The 17,737-nt window shown below is 74.0% G+C and carries 16 protein-coding genes and 1 pseudogene; 14 read left to right on the top strand and 3 right to left on the bottom strand.

From position 1 onward, the window contains the following. Positions 1 to 20: 20 nt before the first annotated feature. The 12 genes and pseudogenes from V7S47_RS02630 to V7S47_RS02575 all read left to right on the top strand — a co-directional run. Positions 21 to 1,136 carry a heme/hemin ABC transporter substrate-binding protein gene (locus tag V7S47_RS02630; protein WP_336560121.1) on the top strand — a complete coding sequence of 372 codons (1,116 nt, stop codon included), beginning with the start codon at positions 21 to 23 and terminating at the stop codon, positions 1,134 to 1,136. Continuing rightward, positions 1,133 to 2,230, top strand: a complete 1,098-nt coding sequence (locus V7S47_RS02625) for a FecCD family ABC transporter permease (protein WP_336560120.1) — start codon at positions 1,133 to 1,135, stop codon at positions 2,228 to 2,230. The genes V7S47_RS02630 and V7S47_RS02625 overlap by 4 nt, the downstream gene beginning before the upstream one ends. Further along, complete coding sequence (locus V7S47_RS02620) at positions 2,227 to 3,048, top strand: heme ABC transporter ATP-binding protein (RefSeq protein ID WP_336560119.1); 822 nt, start codon at positions 2,227 to 2,229, stop codon at positions 3,046 to 3,048. The genes V7S47_RS02625 and V7S47_RS02620 overlap by 4 nt, the downstream gene beginning before the upstream one ends. After that, positions 3,045 to 4,214, top strand: a complete 1,170-nt coding sequence (locus V7S47_RS02615; RefSeq protein ID WP_336560118.1) for a hypothetical protein — start codon at positions 3,045 to 3,047, stop codon at positions 4,212 to 4,214. The genes V7S47_RS02620 and V7S47_RS02615 overlap by 4 nt, the downstream gene beginning before the upstream one ends. Further along, on the top strand, positions 4,211 to 5,653 hold the full coding sequence (locus tag V7S47_RS02610; protein WP_336560117.1) for a hypothetical protein: 1,443 nt from the start codon (positions 4,211 to 4,213) through the stop codon (positions 5,651 to 5,653). Before V7S47_RS02615 ends, V7S47_RS02610 begins: the two co-directional genes overlap by 4 nt. A gap of 26 nt (positions 5,654 to 5,679) precedes the next feature. Further along, positions 5,680 to 9,336 carry a beta strand repeat-containing protein gene (locus tag V7S47_RS02605; protein ID WP_336560116.1) on the top strand — a complete coding sequence of 1,219 codons (3,657 nt, stop codon included), beginning with the start codon at positions 5,680 to 5,682 and terminating at the stop codon, positions 9,334 to 9,336. A gap of 77 nt (positions 9,337 to 9,413) precedes the next feature. After that, the gene (locus V7S47_RS02600) at positions 9,414 to 10,001 is read left to right on the top strand and encodes a TetR/AcrR family transcriptional regulator (protein ID WP_336560115.1); all 588 of its coding nucleotides are present in this window, start codon (positions 9,414 to 9,416) and stop codon (positions 9,999 to 10,001) included. A gap of 99 nt (positions 10,002 to 10,100) precedes the next feature. Then, the gene (locus V7S47_RS02595; protein ID WP_336560114.1) at positions 10,101 to 10,763 is read left to right on the top strand and encodes a biliverdin-producing heme oxygenase; all 663 of its coding nucleotides are present in this window, start codon (positions 10,101 to 10,103) and stop codon (positions 10,761 to 10,763) included. An 18-nt stretch (positions 10,764 to 10,781) separates the two neighbouring features. After that, entirely contained in the window at positions 10,782 to 11,582 is an 801-nt protein-coding gene (locus V7S47_RS02590; protein ID WP_336560113.1) for an NAD-dependent epimerase/dehydratase family protein, read from the top strand. Between the two features lie 40 nt (positions 11,583 to 11,622). Continuing rightward, on the top strand, positions 11,623 to 12,021 hold the full coding sequence (locus V7S47_RS02585; RefSeq protein ID WP_090850112.1) for a MerR family transcriptional regulator: 399 nt from the start codon (positions 11,623 to 11,625) through the stop codon (positions 12,019 to 12,021). Positions 12,022 to 12,029: 8 nt separating this feature from the next. Beyond that, positions 12,030 to 13,022 (top strand): aldo/keto reductase, encoded by a 993-nt coding sequence (locus V7S47_RS02580; protein ID WP_090850111.1) that lies wholly within the window; start codon positions 12,030 to 12,032, stop codon positions 13,020 to 13,022. Between the two features lie 117 nt (positions 13,023 to 13,139). Further along, a pseudogene (locus tag V7S47_RS02575) lies at positions 13,140 to 13,709 on the top strand (lysoplasmalogenase family protein); the annotation flags it as partial. A 43-nt stretch (positions 13,710 to 13,752) separates the two neighbouring features. Here the strand turns inward: V7S47_RS02575 and V7S47_RS02570 are convergent. Further along, on the bottom strand, positions 13,753 to 14,199 hold the full coding sequence (locus tag V7S47_RS02570) for an SRPBCC family protein (RefSeq protein WP_336560112.1): 447 nt from the start codon (positions 14,197 to 14,199) through the stop codon (positions 13,753 to 13,755). After that, positions 14,196 to 14,735: a HEAT repeat domain-containing protein gene (locus V7S47_RS02565; RefSeq protein WP_336560111.1), complete on the bottom strand. Its 540-nt coding sequence runs from the start codon at positions 14,733 to 14,735 to the stop codon at positions 14,196 to 14,198. Before V7S47_RS02565 ends, V7S47_RS02570 begins: the two co-directional genes overlap by 4 nt. A 17-nt stretch (positions 14,736 to 14,752) precedes the next feature. On the opposite strand from V7S47_RS02565, the gene V7S47_RS02560 reads away from it, so the two are divergent. After that, positions 14,753 to 16,405 (top strand): phospho-sugar mutase, encoded by a 1,653-nt coding sequence (locus tag V7S47_RS02560; protein WP_336560110.1) that lies wholly within the window; start codon positions 14,753 to 14,755, stop codon positions 16,403 to 16,405. Between the two features lie 7 nt (positions 16,406 to 16,412). On the opposite strand, the gene V7S47_RS02555 is transcribed toward V7S47_RS02560, so the two are convergent. Beyond that, entirely contained in the window at positions 16,413 to 16,994 is a 582-nt protein-coding gene (locus V7S47_RS02555) for a hypothetical protein (RefSeq protein WP_336560109.1), read from the bottom strand. Positions 16,995 to 17,047: 53 nt separating this feature from the next. Between V7S47_RS02555 and deoC the strand changes: the two genes are divergently transcribed. Next, positions 17,048 to 17,734, top strand: coding sequence for a deoxyribose-phosphate aldolase (deoC, locus tag V7S47_RS02550; protein WP_336560108.1), 687 nt, complete (start codon positions 17,048 to 17,050; stop codon positions 17,732 to 17,734). The last annotated feature ends 3 nt before the right edge of the window (positions 17,735 to 17,737 follow it).

The following is a 17,737-nucleotide window of genomic DNA, read 5'->3' as shown; positions in this document are numbered from 1 at the left end:
CAGGTCAGGAGCTCGTGCAGATGCGTCGCCCCCGTCGCGCGACCGGTCGTCCGGTCGTCGGTCTCGTCCTTGCTTGCCTCGTCCTGTCGGGCTGCGGTCCGGTGCTGTCCGCGGACGGCGACGGCGACCAGGCGGACGACGCCACCACCGCCGTCCCGCAGCTCGCCGACGTCGACCCGGTCGACGACCCGCGGTCGTGGAAGGGCGTCGTCGACATCGACCTCGGCGCCCCCGCGATCGACCCGGTCGACGACGCTCCGGAGCCCGCGCTTCCCACGAAGGTCACCGACGCCCAGGGCACGAAGGTCGAGGTCACCGACGTCAGCCGGATCCTGGCCCTCGACATCTACGGCACCCTGGCGCACACCGTCTACGAGCTGGGCCTCGGCGACAACGTGGTCGGCCGCGACGTCTCGTCGTCCTTCCCCGAGATCGCCGACCGCCCGCTGGTCACCCAGAACGGCCACGAGCTCAACGCCGAGGCGATCCTGGCGCTCGACCCGACGGTGGTGCTGACCGACACCTCGCTCGGTCCGTGGGACGTCATCCTGCAGCTGCGCGACGCCGGCGTACCCGTCGTCGTCACCGACGCCCACCGCAGCCTCGACGACCTCGAGTCGCTGACCCAGGAGGTGGCCGACGCCCTCGGCGTCCCGGCCCAGGGCAAGGAGCTCGGCGCCCGGATCGCGGCCGACGCCGCCGCCACCTCGGCGGAGATCGCGAAGGTCGCGCCCCAGGACGTCACCGGCAAGCTCCGCACGATCTTCCTCTACGTCCGCGGCCAGGCCGGCGTCTACTACATGTTCGGCGAGGACTCCGGCGCCGACTCCCTCATCGAGGCCGTCGGGGCGTACGACGTGTCGAAGGAGATCGGCTGGAAGGGCATGCGCCCGGTCAACGACGAGGGCCTGATCTCCGCCCAGCCCGACGCGATCCTGATGATGAGCAAGGGCCTGGACTCCGTCGGCGGCGTCGACGGGCTGCTGGAGCGCTTCCCGGCCCTGGCCGAGACCCCCGCCGGCGAGAACGAGCGGGTCATCGCGATGAACGACGACCAGATCCTGAGCTTCGGCCCGCGCACCTCCGACGTCCTCAACGCCCTGGCCGTGGCGTTCTACGCGCCGGACGCCCTGTGACGGTCTCCGCGCCCCCGGAGGCGGGAACCGCAACCGCGGTCCCCCGCCCGCCGCGGGCCCGGGTCGGACGGGCCACCGTCCTGTTCGTCTCCCTGGGCGTCGCGCTCGTCGTGGCGTCGCTGGCCGCGGCCGGCTCCGGCCAGCTGCAGATCCCGCTGGCCCAGGTGGCCGGCTCGTTCTTCCACCACTTCGGGCTCGACTGGGGCCCGATGCCCACCCACCCGCGCGGCGACGCGACGCTCTGGTCGGTCCGGTTCCCGCGGGTCGCCATGGCGATCGTGGTCGGTGCCGCGCTGGCCGTGGCAGGCGCCCTCATGCAGGGCATCTTCGGCAACCCGTTGGCCGAGCCGAGCGTCGTCGGGGTCTCCTCCGGCGCCGCGGTCGCCGCCGCGTGCGCCATCGTCTTCAGCCTGACCTTCGCCGGCGACTGGACCCTCGCGGTCTGCGCGTTCGTCGGCGGTCTGGTCACCACCCTGACCGTCTACGTCCTCGCCCGCGCCGACGGCCGCACCGAGGTCGTGACCCTGGTCCTCACCGGCATCGCGGTGAACGCCGTCGCCGGAGCGCTGCTCGCGCTGCTGATGTTCCTCGGCGACACCCAGGCCCGCGAGCAGATCGTCTTCTGGCAGCTCGGCAGCCTCAACGGCAGCCGCTGGCAGTACGTCGGCGTCGTCGCCCCGCTCGCCGCGGTCGGCATCGTGATCTCGCTGCTCTGCGCCCGCAACCTCGACCTGCTCGCCCTGGGCGAGCGCCCGGCCCGCCACCTCGGAGTCAACGTCGAGCGGTTCCGGGTCATGCTCATCGTCGTCGTCGCGCTGCTCACCGCCGCCGCCGTCAGCTTCTGCGGCATCGTCGCCTTCGTCGGGCTGGTGGTCCCCCACCTGATCCGGATGGTGACCGGCCCCGGCCACCGCGTCCTGCTGCCCGCCTCGATGCTGGCCGGTGCGCTGGTCCTGGTCGTCGCCGACCTCGGCGCCCGCACCCTCGTCGAGTACGCCGACCTGCCGATCGGCATGCTGACCTCGCTGGTCGGCGGGCCGTTCTTCTTCTGGCTGCTGCGCCGGACCCGTCGTACGGCGGGGGGCTGGGCATGACCTCCCCCGCCCTCGTCGGCCGCGGCATCACGGTCCGCTACGGCTCGAACCCGGTCCTCGACGGCGTCGACATCGACGTCCGCCACGGCGAGGTGGTGGCGCTGGCCGGGCCCAACGGCGCCGGCAAGTCCACCCTCCTGGCGGTCCTCGCGGGCGACCTGGACCCGACCGCCGGCAAGGTCGAGGTGCTCGGCCGGCCGCTGGCCGACTGGCGGCTGCGCGACCTGGCCCGCGAGCGCGCCGTCCTCACCCAGGAGCACCGGATCTCCTTCCCGTTCCCGGTCGCGGAGGTGGTCCGGATGGGGCGCTCGCCGTGGCGGGGCCGCCCGGAGGAGGACCAGGACGACGCGATCGTGGCCGAGTCGATGGCCGCCACCGACACCACCGCGCTGGCCGACCGGTCCTTCGGGATCCTCTCGGGCGGCGAGAAGGGCCGGACGTCGTTCGCCCGGATCCTGGCCCAGCGCACCGGCGTGCTGATGCTCGACGAGCCGACCGCGGCCCTCGACATCGGCCACCAGGAGACCGTGCTGCAGCGGGCCCGGCGCGAGGCGGACGCCGGCGCCGCGGTGGTCGTCGTACTCCACGACCTGAGCCTGGCGGCGGCCTGGTCCGACCGGCTGGTGCTGCTCGAGCGCGGCCGGGTCGCCGGCGAGGGCGCACCTGCCGACGTGCTCACCGGCCCGCTGCTGAGCAGCGTCTACGACTACCCCATCGAGGTCGTCGCGCACCCCGTCACCGGCGACCTGCTGGTGCTGGCCGACCGCCGGGCGACCCGCGAGAACACCCGCGACCACATCCGCGAGGAGGACGCATGACCCGCCGACCCCGCAGCCTGCTCGCTACGCTGCTCGCCGCCGCCCTGACGGCCGGCGCCCTGACCCTGGCTCTCGCCCCTGCACCCGCCGAGGCCGCGTCCCGGATCACCGTGAAGAACGACCGCGGTGGCGCGAGCGCGGACTCGACGTACCAGACCAAGCTGACGATCACCGGCTCCGGGTTCCAGGTGGTCAAGGGCGGCTTCGGTGGCGTCTACCTGATGTTCGGCTGGGTCGAGGATCCGCGGAGCGGGTCGTGGAAGCCGTCGAAGGGCGGGCTCACCGGCGAGGACTACCGCTACATCCCCGACGCCGAGAACGCCGCCGAGAACCAGGGCTACCTGAAGTTCGTCGCCTTCCCCGGCAGCTCCACCGCGTCCGAGGCGAACGCCGTCCTCAGCGCCCGCGGCGGGTTCAGCCTCGAGCTCACCGTGCCGGGACCCGTGTTCACCAGCGTCGACCGCGACGGCAACGCCTCCGAGGTCGACTGCCGCGAGGTCACCTGCGGCGTGATCACCATCGGCGCCCACGGCGTGAAGAACCCCGCCAACGAGACCTTCACCCCCGTCCGATTCGGCGACGTGTACGGCGGCGCCGCGCCCACCGAGTCCGCCTCCCCCACGGCCCAGCCCACCGCCCAGCCCACCGCCGGCAGCCCGACCACGGCGGCCCCGACCACGGCCGCCGAGCCGACGGCCGCCCCGACCCGGCGGGCCGCCGGGGCGCCCGCGGTGACCGCCGACCGGGCGACCGCCGTGGCCGGTCACGCGCTGGCCTTCACCGGTCAGGGCTTCACGCCCGGTGAGCAGGTGCTGGCGATCCTCGACGACGGCGTGGTGGCTCTCGGGCCGGTGGTCGCCGGGGCGTCCGGCGAGGTCGCAGGCCTGATGCAGCTGCCGCTCGACCTCGGCACCGGCACCCACGAGCTCCGGCTGGTCGGCGCCGCGTCCGGTGCCCAGCCGAGCGAGATGTTCCCCGTGCAGGCCGGCGCGGCCGAGCCCGTCGCGGCCGCCACCGAGGACGACGACTCCGAGGTCGCCGCCCGGGTGTTCCTCGGCCTCGCCGTCCTCGTCTTCCTGGTCGCGCTCGCCGTGGCCCTGGTCCGGCTGCGCCGCCGCCGACCCGGCCCACGAGCCACCAGCCCGGTCGCGGGAGCGACCCCGTGACCCGCCGGCTGCGCCCCGCGCTGGCCGGGGCGCTGCTGGCCGCCCTGGCCCTTCCCTCGGCCGTGCTGCTCGGCTCCGCAGGCGTGGGGGCACCCGCCCGCGCCGCCGACCCGACCTCGACCGGGTCGCCCACCGGGAATCCGACCACCGGCGAGCCGACGCCGACCGACGGGCCCACCGCGACCGCCACGGTGACGACCACGGTCACCGCCTCCCCGAGCACGACTCCTGAGGGCCCCGTCACCGTCGACGACGCCCAGCTGCGCTGGGGCATCAACAACGAGAGCAACAACGCCGCCTTCGCGCCCGGCACCTTCAACCTCCTCTCGGCCGGCGAGCTCGCCAACCCCGGCGAGGGCGGCAAGACCCTCCGCAGCGCCGACGGCGGCGCGACCTGGAACAACGGCAAGCGCGCCGGCTGGTCGGCGAAGTCGGGGAAGGTCCGGCTCGAGAAGCGGCGGTCCGACGGCAGCTACACCGCCGCGACGTACGCCGGCACGTCGACCGACGCGGCCGGCAACCGGCTGACCACCAGCGGCAGCACGTTCTCCGACCACCAGGTCGTCATCGACGGCGGCACCGGCGAGGTCGACCCCGTCGCGGGGACCGCCACGGTGCGGTGGAAGGGCTCGTTCACCGTCCTCTACTACTCCGGCATGACGTTCTTCTACGTCGCCGACCCCGTCCTGTCGATCACGAAGGACAAGGCCCAGCTGCTCGGCACCGTCAGCGGCTACGCCACCGACATGGACGACATGACCAAGTGGGTCAAGGTCGCCGGCCAGCAGGTCGTGCTGGCCGACCTGCCCACCGCCGGTCTCGTGCTCCCCGGCGAGGGCGGCTTCTCGATCACGCCCACCTACCGCGGCGTCGCCTACAACGCCCCGGGCGACGGGGTGTCCCAGGTCCGTTCCGGCGACGACTGGGGAGCCTTCCCGGCGTCCTTCCTCGCGGCCATGCAGCGGCTGGGCTCCGCGGCGTACTGGTACTCCTCCGGCGGCAGCGCGGACGCCCACAAGGTGGCGCTCCCGCTGACGGTCAGCTACTCCGCCTCCGACCCCGTCAAGCCCCCGGTCAAGCCGACGCCGACCGGGAGCGCCGACGACCCCGACGACGACCCGACCCAGTCGGTCGCGCCGACGCCCCCGACCAGCACGCCCACCCCGACCACCCCGGCGCAGCCGGCCGGTCCCGCGCTGCCCGTGCAGCCGGCCGCCGCCGCGCCACCCGCCGCCGCGGCCGTCGCCGCGGCGCCCCCGACCTTCGACCCCCGGCTCCCCGCGATCCCGGTGGTCACCGCCCAGACGGCCCCTGCGGCCGCCCGGGCGACCAGCTCCGGCCACCCATGGGAGTGGTGGACCGGCTCGCTGCTGCTGCTCGGAGCAGCCGCCATCTCCACCGTCAGCACCCTCAGCAGTCGTGTGAAAGGAAAGTCATGACCACCAATGCCGCAGGGGGCACCCCTGTGCGTAGCCGAGCGAGGCGCGGACTGGCGGGTCTCCTCTCGACCGCCGTCGCCGCCTCCGGCCTGGTCGCCCTGGGCGTCGCGGGAGCACCCGCCGCCTCGGCCGCGCCGGCCCAGGTCACCAACGCCACCTTCACCTGGGACATCAACAACGAGGTCAACGCGGGCGCCTTCGCCCCCGGCACCTGGAACCTGATGTCGGCCGGCAGGATCGGCAACCCCGGCGCCGGAGGCGCGACCCTGAAGTCCGCCGACAACGGCGCGACCTGGAACAACGGCGCCGCCGCCGGGTGGAAGAACACCGACGGCAACGTCACCATCGAGGACAAGGCGGCCGACGGGAGCTACGGCCCCACGACCTTCCAGGGCACCCGCACCAACAGCGCCGGCCAGACCACGTCGGGCGCGTCGCAGACGATCCTCGCGGAGACCCGCCTGGTCGTGAGGAACGGCGTCGGCACCCTCGACCCGGCCACCGACAACGCCACGATCACCTGGGACGGCGACGCGACCGTCCTCTTCTACTCGGGCATGACCTACTTCACCCTGTCCGACCCGAAGCTCACCCTCACCGGCGGCGCGGGCACCGTCACCGCGACGCTCGGCGGCTACGCGACGTCGATGGACGACCCCACGAAGTGGGAGGCGGTCCCCGAGGCGACGGTCGCCCTCGCCACGCTCAGCGGCGTGGACGTGACCTCGACCGGTCTGACCGCGACCCCGGCGTACCGCGAGGTCCCCTACACCGCACCCGCGAGCAGCAGTCCCCAGGTCACCTCGGGCGCGAACTGGGGCTCCTTCCCGCAGGCCTTCGTGGACTTCCAGCAGGTCCTCGGCCAGGGCCCGTACTGGTACTCCACCGGTGGCAGCGCCGACCCGCGCAAGGTCGCGAACCCGTTGAGCGTGGGCTTCAGCGAGCACAAGGCCTCGGTGCAGGTCAGCAGGACCACGCTGCTTCCGAGCGGCGCCCAGGAGGTGACCGTGACCGGTAGCGGCTTCACGCCGTCGCTGTCCACGGGCACCCGGCCGCCGCTGTCCGGCCGCCCGGCCGGCACGTACGTCGTCTTCGGCAAGTTCGCCGAGGTCTGGAAGCCGTCCCTCGGGACCGCGGCCGCCCCGTCGGCCAACCGGGCCGTCGGCTCGCAGAAGTGGGCGGTCGCCGCGGCTGACATGGCGACCATCGGTGGCGCCAACAGCGGCGCGGTCGAGCTCAAGCCCGACGGCACGTTCACGACCACCCTGACGGTGAACAAGCCGGCGCTCGACGCCACCGCCACGGCCAGCCAGCTGGTCAACTACGGCATCTACACCTACGGCGGCAGCGGCGCGAGCGCCCCGGCCTTCGAGACCTACACCCCGGTCACCTTCGCCCAGGCCACCCCGGCCGTCGCCGTCTCGGCGCCGTCGGTCGCCCAGGGCCTCCCGGCCGCGGCCACGGTCACCGTGTCGAGCACGACCGGCGTGGCGGCCACCGGCAACGTCACCCTCTCGCAGGGCGACACCGTCGTCGGCACCCAGCCGCTCGACGGCACCGGCAAGGCGACCTTCGACCTCGGCGCCAGCCGCCCGGTCGGCACCTACCCGCTGTCCGCGTCGTACGCCGGGGACGCCAACTTCCTGACCGCCACCGGCACCGGCTCCCTGATCGTCGCCGCGCCGTCGGTGACCCTCTCCCGCTCGACGTTCGTGCCGAACGGCGCGCAGACGGTGACCGTGACCGGCACCGGGTTCAACCCGGCCGCCGCCACCGGCACCCGCCCGCCCCTGGCCGGCAAGCCCTCCGGCTCCTACGTCGTGTTCGGCAAGTTCGCCGAGAACTGGAAGCCGTCGGCCGGAGCCGCCACCGCCACCCGGGTCAACAGCTCGCAGAAGTGGGCCGTCCTCGCCGAGGACATGGCCACCATCGGCGGCCCCGACGGCGGCGCCGTCGAACTCAAGCCCGACGGCAGCTTCACCGCCACCCTCACCGTCGACAAGGCGGCCATCGACGCCGTCGCCACCGCCGCAACCCTGGTCAACTACGGCATCTACACCTACGGCGGCAGCGGCGGCACCGTCGCGGCGTACGAGACCTACACCCCCGTCACCTTCGCCCAGGCCACCCCCACCGTCACCGTCACGGCGCCGCCGGCGCGTCCGGGGGTCGCCGCGTCGGCCACGGTCACCGTGTCGAGCACGACCGGCGTGGCGGCCACCGGCAACGTCACCCTCTCGCAGGGCGACACCGTCGTCGGCACCCAGCCGCTCGACGGCACCGGCAAGGCGACCTTCGACCTCGGCGCCAGCCGCCCGGTCGGCACCTACCCGCTGTCCGCGTCGTACGCCGGGGACAGCAACTTCTCGACCCGGACCGGCGCCGGCACGTTCGTCGTGGCCAACCCGGCGGTCGAGGTGTCCCGCTCGACGTTCGTGCCGAACGGCGCGCAGACGGTGACCGTGACCGGCACCGGGTTCAACCCGGCGGCCGCCACCGGCACCCGCCCGCCCCTGGCCGGCAAGCCCTCCGGCTCCTACGTCGTGTTCGGCAAGTTCGCCGAGAACTGGAAGCCGTCGGCCGGAGCCGCCACCGCCACCCGGGTCAACAGCTCGCAGAAGTGGGCCGTCCTCGCCGAGGACATGGCCACCATCGGCGGCCCCGACGGCGGCGCCGTCGAACTCAAGCCCGACGGCAGCTTCACCGCCACCCTCACCGTCGACAAGGCGGCCATCGACGCCGTCGCCACCGCCGCAACCCTGGTCAACTACGGCATCTACACCTACGGCGGCAGCGGCGGCACCGTCGCGGCGTACGAGACCTACACCCCCGTCACCTTCGCCCAGGCCACCCCCACCGTCACCGTCACGGCGCCCTCGGTGTCATTCGGCGCGGTCGCGACGGCCACGGTCGAGGTCACCGGTGACGGCGACAACACCGGTTCGGTCACCCTCGCCGAGGGCACGACCGAGCTCGGCACCGCGGTCCTGGAGGACGGCAAGGCCACCTTCGACCTCGGCACCGCGCTCGGGGCCGGGGACCACGAGCTGACCGCCACCTACACGGGCGACGCCAACACCACCGAGGGCACCGGCAGGACGACCCTGGTCGTCGCCCCGGGCACGGCCACCGTGACCCTCTCCGTGCCCGCGCGCACCTACGGCCAGGTGTCCACCGCGATCGTGACCGTCGCGGGCACCGGCGCCACCGGCGAGGTCACGCTCTCGCGGGCCGGCCGCGTGGTCGGCAAGACCGACCTGCAGTCCGGCCGGGCCACCTTCTCGCTGGGTGAGCTGGCGGCCGGACGGCACGCGCTGACCGCGTCGTACGCCGGCAACGGCAACGTCGCGGCCGCCACGGCGACCGGCAGCGCCACGGTCGCGAAGGCGACCAGCCGGGCCAAGCTCCAGGTGACCAAGAAGCCGACCCGCACGCGGGCCGGCAAGGTCCGGGCCACCATCACCACCACCCCGGCCGGCTCGGCCACGGGCAAGGTGAAGCTGGTCCTGCGCAACGCGAAGGGCAAGGCCGTCCGCACCGTGTCGGCCCGGCTGAACGCCCGGGGCGTCGCCACGGCCACCCTGCCGAAGCTGGCCAAGGGTCGCTACCGCGTGGTCCTCACCTACGCCGCCACGGCGAACGTGAAGGCCTCCACCAAGACGGCGACCCTCCGGGTCTCCTGACCCGTCCGCACCACCACGCGGCGTCCCTCCCCTTCGTGGGAAGGGGCGCCGCGTGCGTTCCGCACTAGAGTGCGCAGGTGCCGAAGATCAACGCCGAGACCGTCGCGGAGCACCGGGACCGGGTGCGTCAGCGGGTCTACGACGCCTTCGCGACGCTGATGAGCGAGCGGAGCTTCGACGCCATCACGATGGCCCAGATCGCCGAGCGCGCCGAGCTGGGCCGGACCACGATCTACCACCACTTCCCCGACAAGGAGGCGGTGGTCGTCGCGTTCGCGACCCACGAGACCGAGCGCTACCTCGCCGAGCTCCGCACCGCGCTCGACACCGCCGACGACCCGGTCGAGCGACTCCGGGTCTACGTGCGTCACCAGCTGGCCGCCGGTCAGCAGTTCCACATGGGGCTCGGGATGCAGCTGGTCGGGATGCTTTCCCGCGAGTCGGTGCAGGCGATCCGCGAGCACGTGGTCGCGGTCGAGGACGTGCTGCGGGAGCTGCTGGCCGCCGGAGTGGCCGCCGGGGCCTTCGAGGTGCCCGACCCGACGAGCGCGATGTCGCTCGTGCACGCCTGCCTCGCGCCGCGGCACGTGCCCCCCGAGCAGGTCGAGCGGTTCATCGTGCGCGCACTGCTGACGGATGCCGGGCGGGCGTCGTACACTAGTTAGGCAAGCCTTACCTACTCCATCTTGTTGACAAGTGGTCAAGATCTTGTCGACAATGTGTCCGTAAGTCTCGGCGCCCCCGCCCGCCCGAAAGGCCGCCCCATGACCGTGCTCGACCACACCTCCGTCGACGACTCGCTCTCCACCGCCATGCGCGAGGGCTCGATGGCCGAGCACGAGGCCGCCGAGCACTCGTCGTTCATGACCGAGCTGATGGGCGGCAAGCTCGTCGAGCAGGCGTACGCCGACTACCTCCTCCGCTACCGCGGCGTGTACGACGCCCTCGAGACCGCGATCCGCTCGCGCCTCGACGACCCGGCCGTCGCCGCCGTCCACGACACCGCCCTCGAGCGCCTGGCTGCGATCGACGCCGACCTCGACCACTGGTCGCCCGGCGGCCCCCGCACCACCGACTCGACCGCGACCGCGGCGTACCGCGAGCGCCTGGAGTCGGTCGCCGCCTGGGGTCCGGCCCTGGTCGCGCACCACTACACCCGCTACCTCGGCGACCTGTCGGGCGGCCAGGCCATCGGCCGGATCCTCGACCGCACCTACGACCTCGGCGGCGCCGGCATCGCGTTCTACGACTTCGCCGAGATCCCCAAGCCCAAGCCCTACAAGGACGCCTACCGCGCCCGGCTCGACGGTCTCGTCCTGTCGGCCGAGGACAAGCTGCGGGTGGTCGACGAGGTGAAGGTAGCGTTCCGGCTGAACCAGGCCGTCTTCACCGAGTTGGGACAGAGCATCGATGGATACCGCCGCTGACCTGAGCGTCCCCCTCCCATGAGGGTGCTCGTCACGGGCGCCGCCGGCAGCATCGGCCGGGTCGTCACCGTCGCCCTCGCCGCCCGCGGGCACGAGGTCGTCTCGCTCGACCGGGTCCCCGAGCCGGACGGCAACGAGACCCGGTTCCACACGCTCGACTGCCGCGACCCCGAGGCGGTCGCGGCGGTCTTCGCCGAGGAGCACCCCGACGCCGTCGTCCACCTGGCCGGGCACCCCGACGAGAGCTCGCTGCCCGACGCGCTCGCGTCGCACGTGCTCACCACGGCGGCGATCCTGGACGCGATGGTCGAGCACGACGTACGACGCCTGGTCCTCGCCTCCTCCAACCACGCCGTCGGCCGCACCCCCCGCCGCGAGCTGCTGACCGTCGACGCCCGACCGCGCCCCGACACGTTCTACGGCGTCGGCAAGGTCGCCGCCGAGGCCCTGCTCAGCCTGTACGCCGACCGCCACGGCCTGGACGCGATCGCCTGCCGGATCGGCTCCTTCGGCCCCCGCCCCGAGACGGTCCGCCAGCTCTCCACCTGGCTCTCCCCCGAGGACTGCGTCCTGATGGTCGAGGCGGCGCTCACCGCGACCGCCCCCGGCTTCGCCGTCCTCTACGGCGTCTCCGCGAACACCCGCGGCTGGTGGGACCTGGAGCCCGGCCGCGCCCTCGGCTACGAGCCGCAGGACGACGCCGAGGACTTCGCCCCCTTCGTCGCCCCCTCCCCCGAGGACGACTGGGACAACGCCCACGTCGGCGGACCGTTCGCGACCTCGACGTACGACCGGCCGGCGTTCGACCGGTCGCGGTAGCGCTTGACCTGGAGCGCACTCCAGGCGCGACACTGGCCGGATGAGCCTGACCATCGCCGAGGCGGCCGAGCAGACCGGCCTGACGCCCGACACGCTGCGCTACTACGAGCGCGACGGGCTGATGGTGCGCGCCGTGGGCCGCTCGCCCTCCGGGCACCGGCAGTACGACGACGCCGCGCTGCGCTGGATCGAGATGATCACCCGCCTGCGGTCCACCGGGATGCCGATCCGCGACGTGCGGCGGTACGCCGACCTGGTGCGGGCCGGCGAGGGGAACGAGGCCGAGCGGCTGGAGCTGCTGCGCACCCACCGCCAGCAGGTCCTGCGCGACCTGGCCGAGGTCCAGCGCCACCTCGGCGCCATCGACATGAAGATCGGCATCTACGAGGACGGCCTCGCACGGCGCGGGCTTGACCTGGAGCGCGCTCCAAGCGTTTGAGTGGAGCCATGAGCATCGACCAGCGCACCCTCGGAACCACCTCGCCCCTCACCGTCTCCGCCCTCGGGCTCGGCTGCATGGGCATGTCGGCCTTCTACGGCACGCCCGACGAGGAGGGCGGCCTGGCCACCATCCGCCGGGCCCTCGATCTCGGGGTGACCTTCCTCGACACCTCCGACATGTACGGACCGCACACCAACGAGCGACTGGTCGGGCGGGCCATCGCCGGCCGTCGCGACGAGGTCCAGCTGGCCACCAAGTTCGGGATCGTCGCCGGGCCGGGCCGCGAGCGGGCCTACGACAGCAGCCCGGCGTACGTCCGCTCGGCCTGCGACGCCTCGCTTCAGCGGCTCGGGGTCGACCACGTCGACCTCTACTACCAGCACCGCGTCGACCCGAAGGTCCCGATCGAGGAGACCGTCGGCGCGATGGCCGAGCTCGTGACCGCCGGCAAGGTCCGCCACCTGGGGCTCTCCGAGGCGTCCGCGGCGACCATCCGTCGGGCCCACGCGGTGCACCCGATCACCGCGCTGCAGACGGAGTACTCGCTGTTCACCCGCGACCTCGAGGACGAGATCCTGCCGACGCTCCGCGAGCTCGGCATCGGCCTGGTCCCCTACTCGCCGCTCGGCCGCGGCATCCTGACCGGCGCCATCACCTCCGAGTCGACCCTCGAGGAGGGCGACTCGCGGCGCTCGGCGTACTTCCCCCGCCTCAACGGCGAGGGGCTGCAGGCCAACCTGCGGCTGGTGGACGCCGTCCGCGCGATCGCCGAGGAGAAGGGCTGCACGCCCGGCCAGCTCGCCCTCGCGTGGGTGCTCGCCCAGGGCGAGGACGTCGCGCCGATCCCCGGCACCAAGCGCGTGAGGTACCTGGAGGAGAACGCCGGCGCCGCCGACGTCGAGCTCTCCGCCGACGACCTCCAGCGCCTCACCGACGCCGTCCCGCGCGACGCGGTGGTGGGCGAGCGCTACGGAGACATGTCGAGCATCGACGCGTAGGTCGCGCAGCGACCGGAGCGTCGATATCGCCGAGTCGGCGTGAATCGAGGGGAGGAGCGCAGCGGGGGACCTCGATTCACGCCGACTCGGCGCACGCGGGCACTACGGTGCGGTGCCATGGAACGGCGAGCAGCAGCGGCCCTCTCGGCGTACGGCGCCGTCGCCGTGGTCCACGTCGGGTGCCAGCTCGCGGAGGTGAGGACCGCGGCCACCGCGACCCAGGCCGCCCTGATGCCCCTGCTGGCAGTCTCCCTGGCCCTGACCGGGGCCACCGGCCGTCTCGTCCGCCTCACCCTGCTCGCCCTCGGCTTCTCCTGGCTCGGCGACACCGTGCCGCGGTTCCTGGACGGCGACCCCGCGTTCCTGGCCATGGTCGGGCTGTTCCTGGTCGCGCAGGTGGTCTACGTGGTGGCGTTCCGGCCCGACGCGGGCCGCAGCCTGCTGGCGCGCCGCCGCGGGTGGCTGGCGGCGTACCTCCTGCCCGTGGCTGCGCTGCTCGCCCTCACCCTGCCGAACGCGGGCGTGCTCGCGCCCGCCGTCGTCGGGTACGGCGGCTGCCTGCTCGCGATGGCCCTGCTGGCCACGGGGGTGCACCCGCTCGTGTGGGCGGGCGGCGCGGTGTTCGCGGTGTCCGACGGCCTGATCGCGCTCGGTGCCTTCGGCCCGTGGGACGTCCCGCAGGGGGTCGGCAGCGCGGCGGTGATGACGACCTACGCCCTGGCCCAGCTGCTCATCGTGCTGGGCGTGACGGCCCGAGCCGGCGCCGCAGGCCCGCCACGCAGCCGCGCATCATCCGGTCGTGGTTCCACGTCAGCACCGGACGGACCAGCGGGGACAGGGTCCCGAGCAGCCCGGACACGCTGACCTCCTGCTCGAGGCGCAGCAGCGTCCCGCCGTACGACGGGGCCAGGCGGAAGCGGACCGTCCCGCTCAGATCGCCGGCGACCGCCACCTCGAGGACCGGCAGCTCGCGGCTGACCGCGCGCAGCACCAGGTCGAGCGCGTAGGGCAGCGCCGAGCGGCAGACCACCCGGGCCTCGTCCGGGCCGAGCGACGCGACCGCGCGGACCTGGGGCCACCACTCCGGGTAGCGCTCCAGGTCGACCAGCACGTCCCGCACCGCCTCCGGCGCCGCGTCGAGGTGCCACGCGTCGGCGAAGGCGTACGACGCCCTCACGCGAGGTCCAGCCGGTCGCCCAGCCGGTCGAGCGCGCGCCCGGCCGCCTGCCGCACCCCCGGGTCCGGGTCGCCGAGCGCGTCCCGGACCGCCTCGACGTGCTCGGTGTCCCCGGCGATCCCGAGGAACCGCACCGCCTGCGCCCGCATCCGCGGCAGCTCGTGGTCGAGGAACCCGACCGCGGCCGGGCCGGCCTGGCCGAGCTCGCGCCGCGACGCCACCCTCAGGCAGTGCTCGGCCGGCCGCCAGTGCTCGTCGTCGAGCCCTGCCAGCACCGCCGGGACGGCGTCGTCGGTCCACACGTGCAGCAGGCCGCGCGCTCCCCAGGCCCGGAACCAGCACGCGTCGCGCTCGCCCGGACCGACCCGAAGCCCGCTGAGGTAGACCACCTCCCGGAGGTACGACGACGGGTCCGCGCCGCCCAGCAGGTCGACGCAGACCGCGACCGCGTCCGGCTCGCCCAGGTGGCCGGCGAGCTCGCGCACCAGGTGGCCGAGGGGCCGGTCGGTGTCTCGAGGCGGTGGCAGGGCGGACACCCTCGTATCGTGCCCCCATGACCACCGCCGTCACCCTCGACGACCTGCTCGCGTCCGCCCGCGCCTGGATCGCGGAGGACCCCGACGAGCAGACCCGCGCCGAGCTGGAGCAGGTCGTGGCCGCCGTCGAGGCGGGCGGCGACCCGACCGACCTGGCCGACCGGTTCGACGGCACGCTCGAGTTCGGCACGGCCGGGCTGCGCGGCGCGCTCGGTGCGGGCCCGAACCGGATGAACCGGGTCGTGGTCACGCGGGCGGCAGCCGGGCTGGCGTCGTACCTCCGCGACACCGGCGCGCGCGGCCCCGTCGTCATCGGGTACGACGCCCGCCACAACTCCGACGTCTTCGCCCGCGACACCGCGGAGGTGATGACCGGCGCCGGGATCCCCGCGCTGCTGATGCCGCGCCCGCTGCCGACGCCGCTGCTGGCCTTCGCGATCCGCGAGCTCGGCTGCGCGGCCGGCGTGATGGTCACCGCCAGCCACAACCCGCCGCAGGACAACGGCTACAAGGTCTACCTCGGCGACGGCAGCCAGATCGTGCCGCCGGCCGACTCGGGCATCGCCGAGCGGATCGCGGCGGTCGGCCCGCTGGCCGACGTGCCCCGCGGGACCGGCGGGAAGGTGCTCGACGAGACCATCGTCGACACCTACTACGACACCGTCGCCGGCCTCGCGGGCGACGGCCCGCGCGACCTGGACATCGTCTACACGCCGCTGCACGGCGTCGGCGGCACCTCCGTCGTCCAGGTCCTGGAGACCGCGGGCTTCTCCGCGCCGCGCGTCGTGGCCGAGCAGGAGCACCCCGACCCGGCGTTCCCGACGGTCGCGTTCCCCAACCCCGAGGAGCCGGGGGCGATGGACCTGGCCATGGCCCTGGCCGAGAAGCACGGCGCCGACCTGGTCGTCGCCAACGACCCCGACGCCGACCGCTGCGCCGCGGCCGTCCCCGGCCCGCACGGCTGGCGGATGCTCCGCGGCGACGAGGTCGGCGCGCTGCTGGCCCACGCGCTGCTCGAGGCCGGCAAGGAGGGCACCTTCGCCACCACGATCGTCTCCTCCAGCCTGCTCGGCACCATGGCCCGCGCCGCCGGCCGCCCCTACGTCGAGACGCTGACCGGCTTCAAGTGGATCGGCCGGGTCGAGGGCCTGGCCTACGGCTACGAGGAGGCGCTCGGCTACTGCGTCGACCCCGAGCACGTGCGCGACAAGGACGGCGTCTCCGCGCTGCTGCTGCTCTGCGAGCTGGCCGCCGCCGCGAAGGCCGAGGGCCGCACCCTCGTCGACGTGCTCGACGACCTCGCGCTCGCGCACGGCCTGCACGCCACCGACCAACTCTCGGACCGGGTCACCGATCTCGCCGAGATCGGCGCGGCCATGGAGCGGCTGCGCGCCGTCCCGCCCGCGACGCTCGGCGGTCTCGTGGTCGAGCGGGTCGACGACCTGTCGCTCGGCAGCGCCGACCTGCCGCCGACCGACGGGCTGCGCTACGTGCTGGCCGAGGGCGCTCGGGTCGTCGTACGCCCGAGCGGGACGGAGCCCAAGCTGAAGTGCTACCTCGAGGTGGTCGTGCCGGTGCACCCCGAGGACGGCGTGGACGCCGCCCGGATCGCCGCCGCCGGTCGCCTCGACGCGGTCCGCGGCGACATCCGGGCCGCGGCCGGGATCTAGTGCCGCACTAGACGACCAGCGTCACGACGAACGCGACGACGGCCGCCGCGAACAGGCCGATTTCGAGCCAGGCGGGCTCGCGGCGGACCTGGGCGGCCAGCGCGACCTGCTCGTCGGAGTAGCGGCCCACGCCCTCGAGCGTGCGGGCCTCCTCGGCCAGGTGGCGCAGCCGCTGCTCCACGAAGTCGGGGTACGACGGCGCGGCGGCCCCGGTCGGCTGCGGCTCGGGCGCCTGTCGGTTGCTCCTCATCACCTGGCGGAAGGACCGGCCGAGCGCGGGCGAGACGTAGCGCCGCTCGCCGGCGCGCACGGCCAGGACCTGCCGGATCGCCAGCTCCTCGATCGCCGCCAGCGGCACCCGGACGGTGTCGAACATGTTGCGCAGCACCAGCCAGCGCCCCTCGACCAGGACACGGGGCTTGAGCATCGCGGCCCAGTCGAGCACGCCGAGCGCCAGCGCGCCGGCCGCCACCGATGCGGCTCCGGACAGGAGTCCGAGCACCACGGCGCCCGCGGCGAGCACCATGCCGATCCAGCCGAACACCTGCCCACTGGTCGGGCGGAACCTCTCGACCGTCTCGGACGGCACCTGACCCCCTCGCGGGTACGACTGCGGAACCCGGTGACCCTATCCTGGCGTGCGTGAACACCACCCCCACGCCCGCCGAGGTCGCCCGGATGATCGACCACACCCTGCTGAAGCCGGAGGCCACCCGCACCGACGTGGCAGCGCTGGTCGCCGAGGCGGTCGAGCTCGGCACCTACTCCGTGTGCGTCTCCCCCTCGATGCTGCCGCTGGACCTCCCGGCGGGCAGCGACCTGAAGGTGGCCGCCGTGTGCGGGTTCCCGAGCGGCAAGCACACCTCGGCGGTGAAGGCCTCCGAGGCGGCCGGAGCGGTCCGTGACGGTGCCGACGAGATCGACATGGTCATCGACGTCGGCGCCGCCCGCGAGGGTCGGTACGACGACGTCCGCGCCGACGTCGCCGCGGTCCGCGAAGCCGCACCGGCCCCCACCGTCCTGAAGGTGATCATCGAGTCGGCCGCACTCGACGACGAGCAGATCGTCGGCGTGTGCCGGGCCTCGGCCGAGGCCGGGGCCGACTTCGTGAAGACCTCGACCGGCTTCCACCCGGCCGGCGGCGCCTCCGAGCACGCGGTGCGACTGATGGCCCGGACCGTCGGGCCCGACGTGCAGGTGAAGGCGTCCGGTGGCGTCCGCACCCTGGAGCAGGCCCGGGCCATGATCGCCGCCGGCGCGTCGCGTCTCGGCGTCTCAGGCAGCCGATCCCTGCTCGCCGGCGACGGTCCCGCCGACGCGTCGTACTGACGT

Origin of the sequence: Nocardioides sp. CCNWLW216 (assembly GCF_037120545.1) — a bacterium.
Classification (GTDB): Bacteria; Actinomycetota; Actinomycetes; order Propionibacteriales; family Nocardioidaceae; genus Nocardioides; species Nocardioides lianchengensis.
Note: the sequence above shows the minus strand (reverse complement) of the source record. Positions and strands in the feature narration are given on the sequence as shown.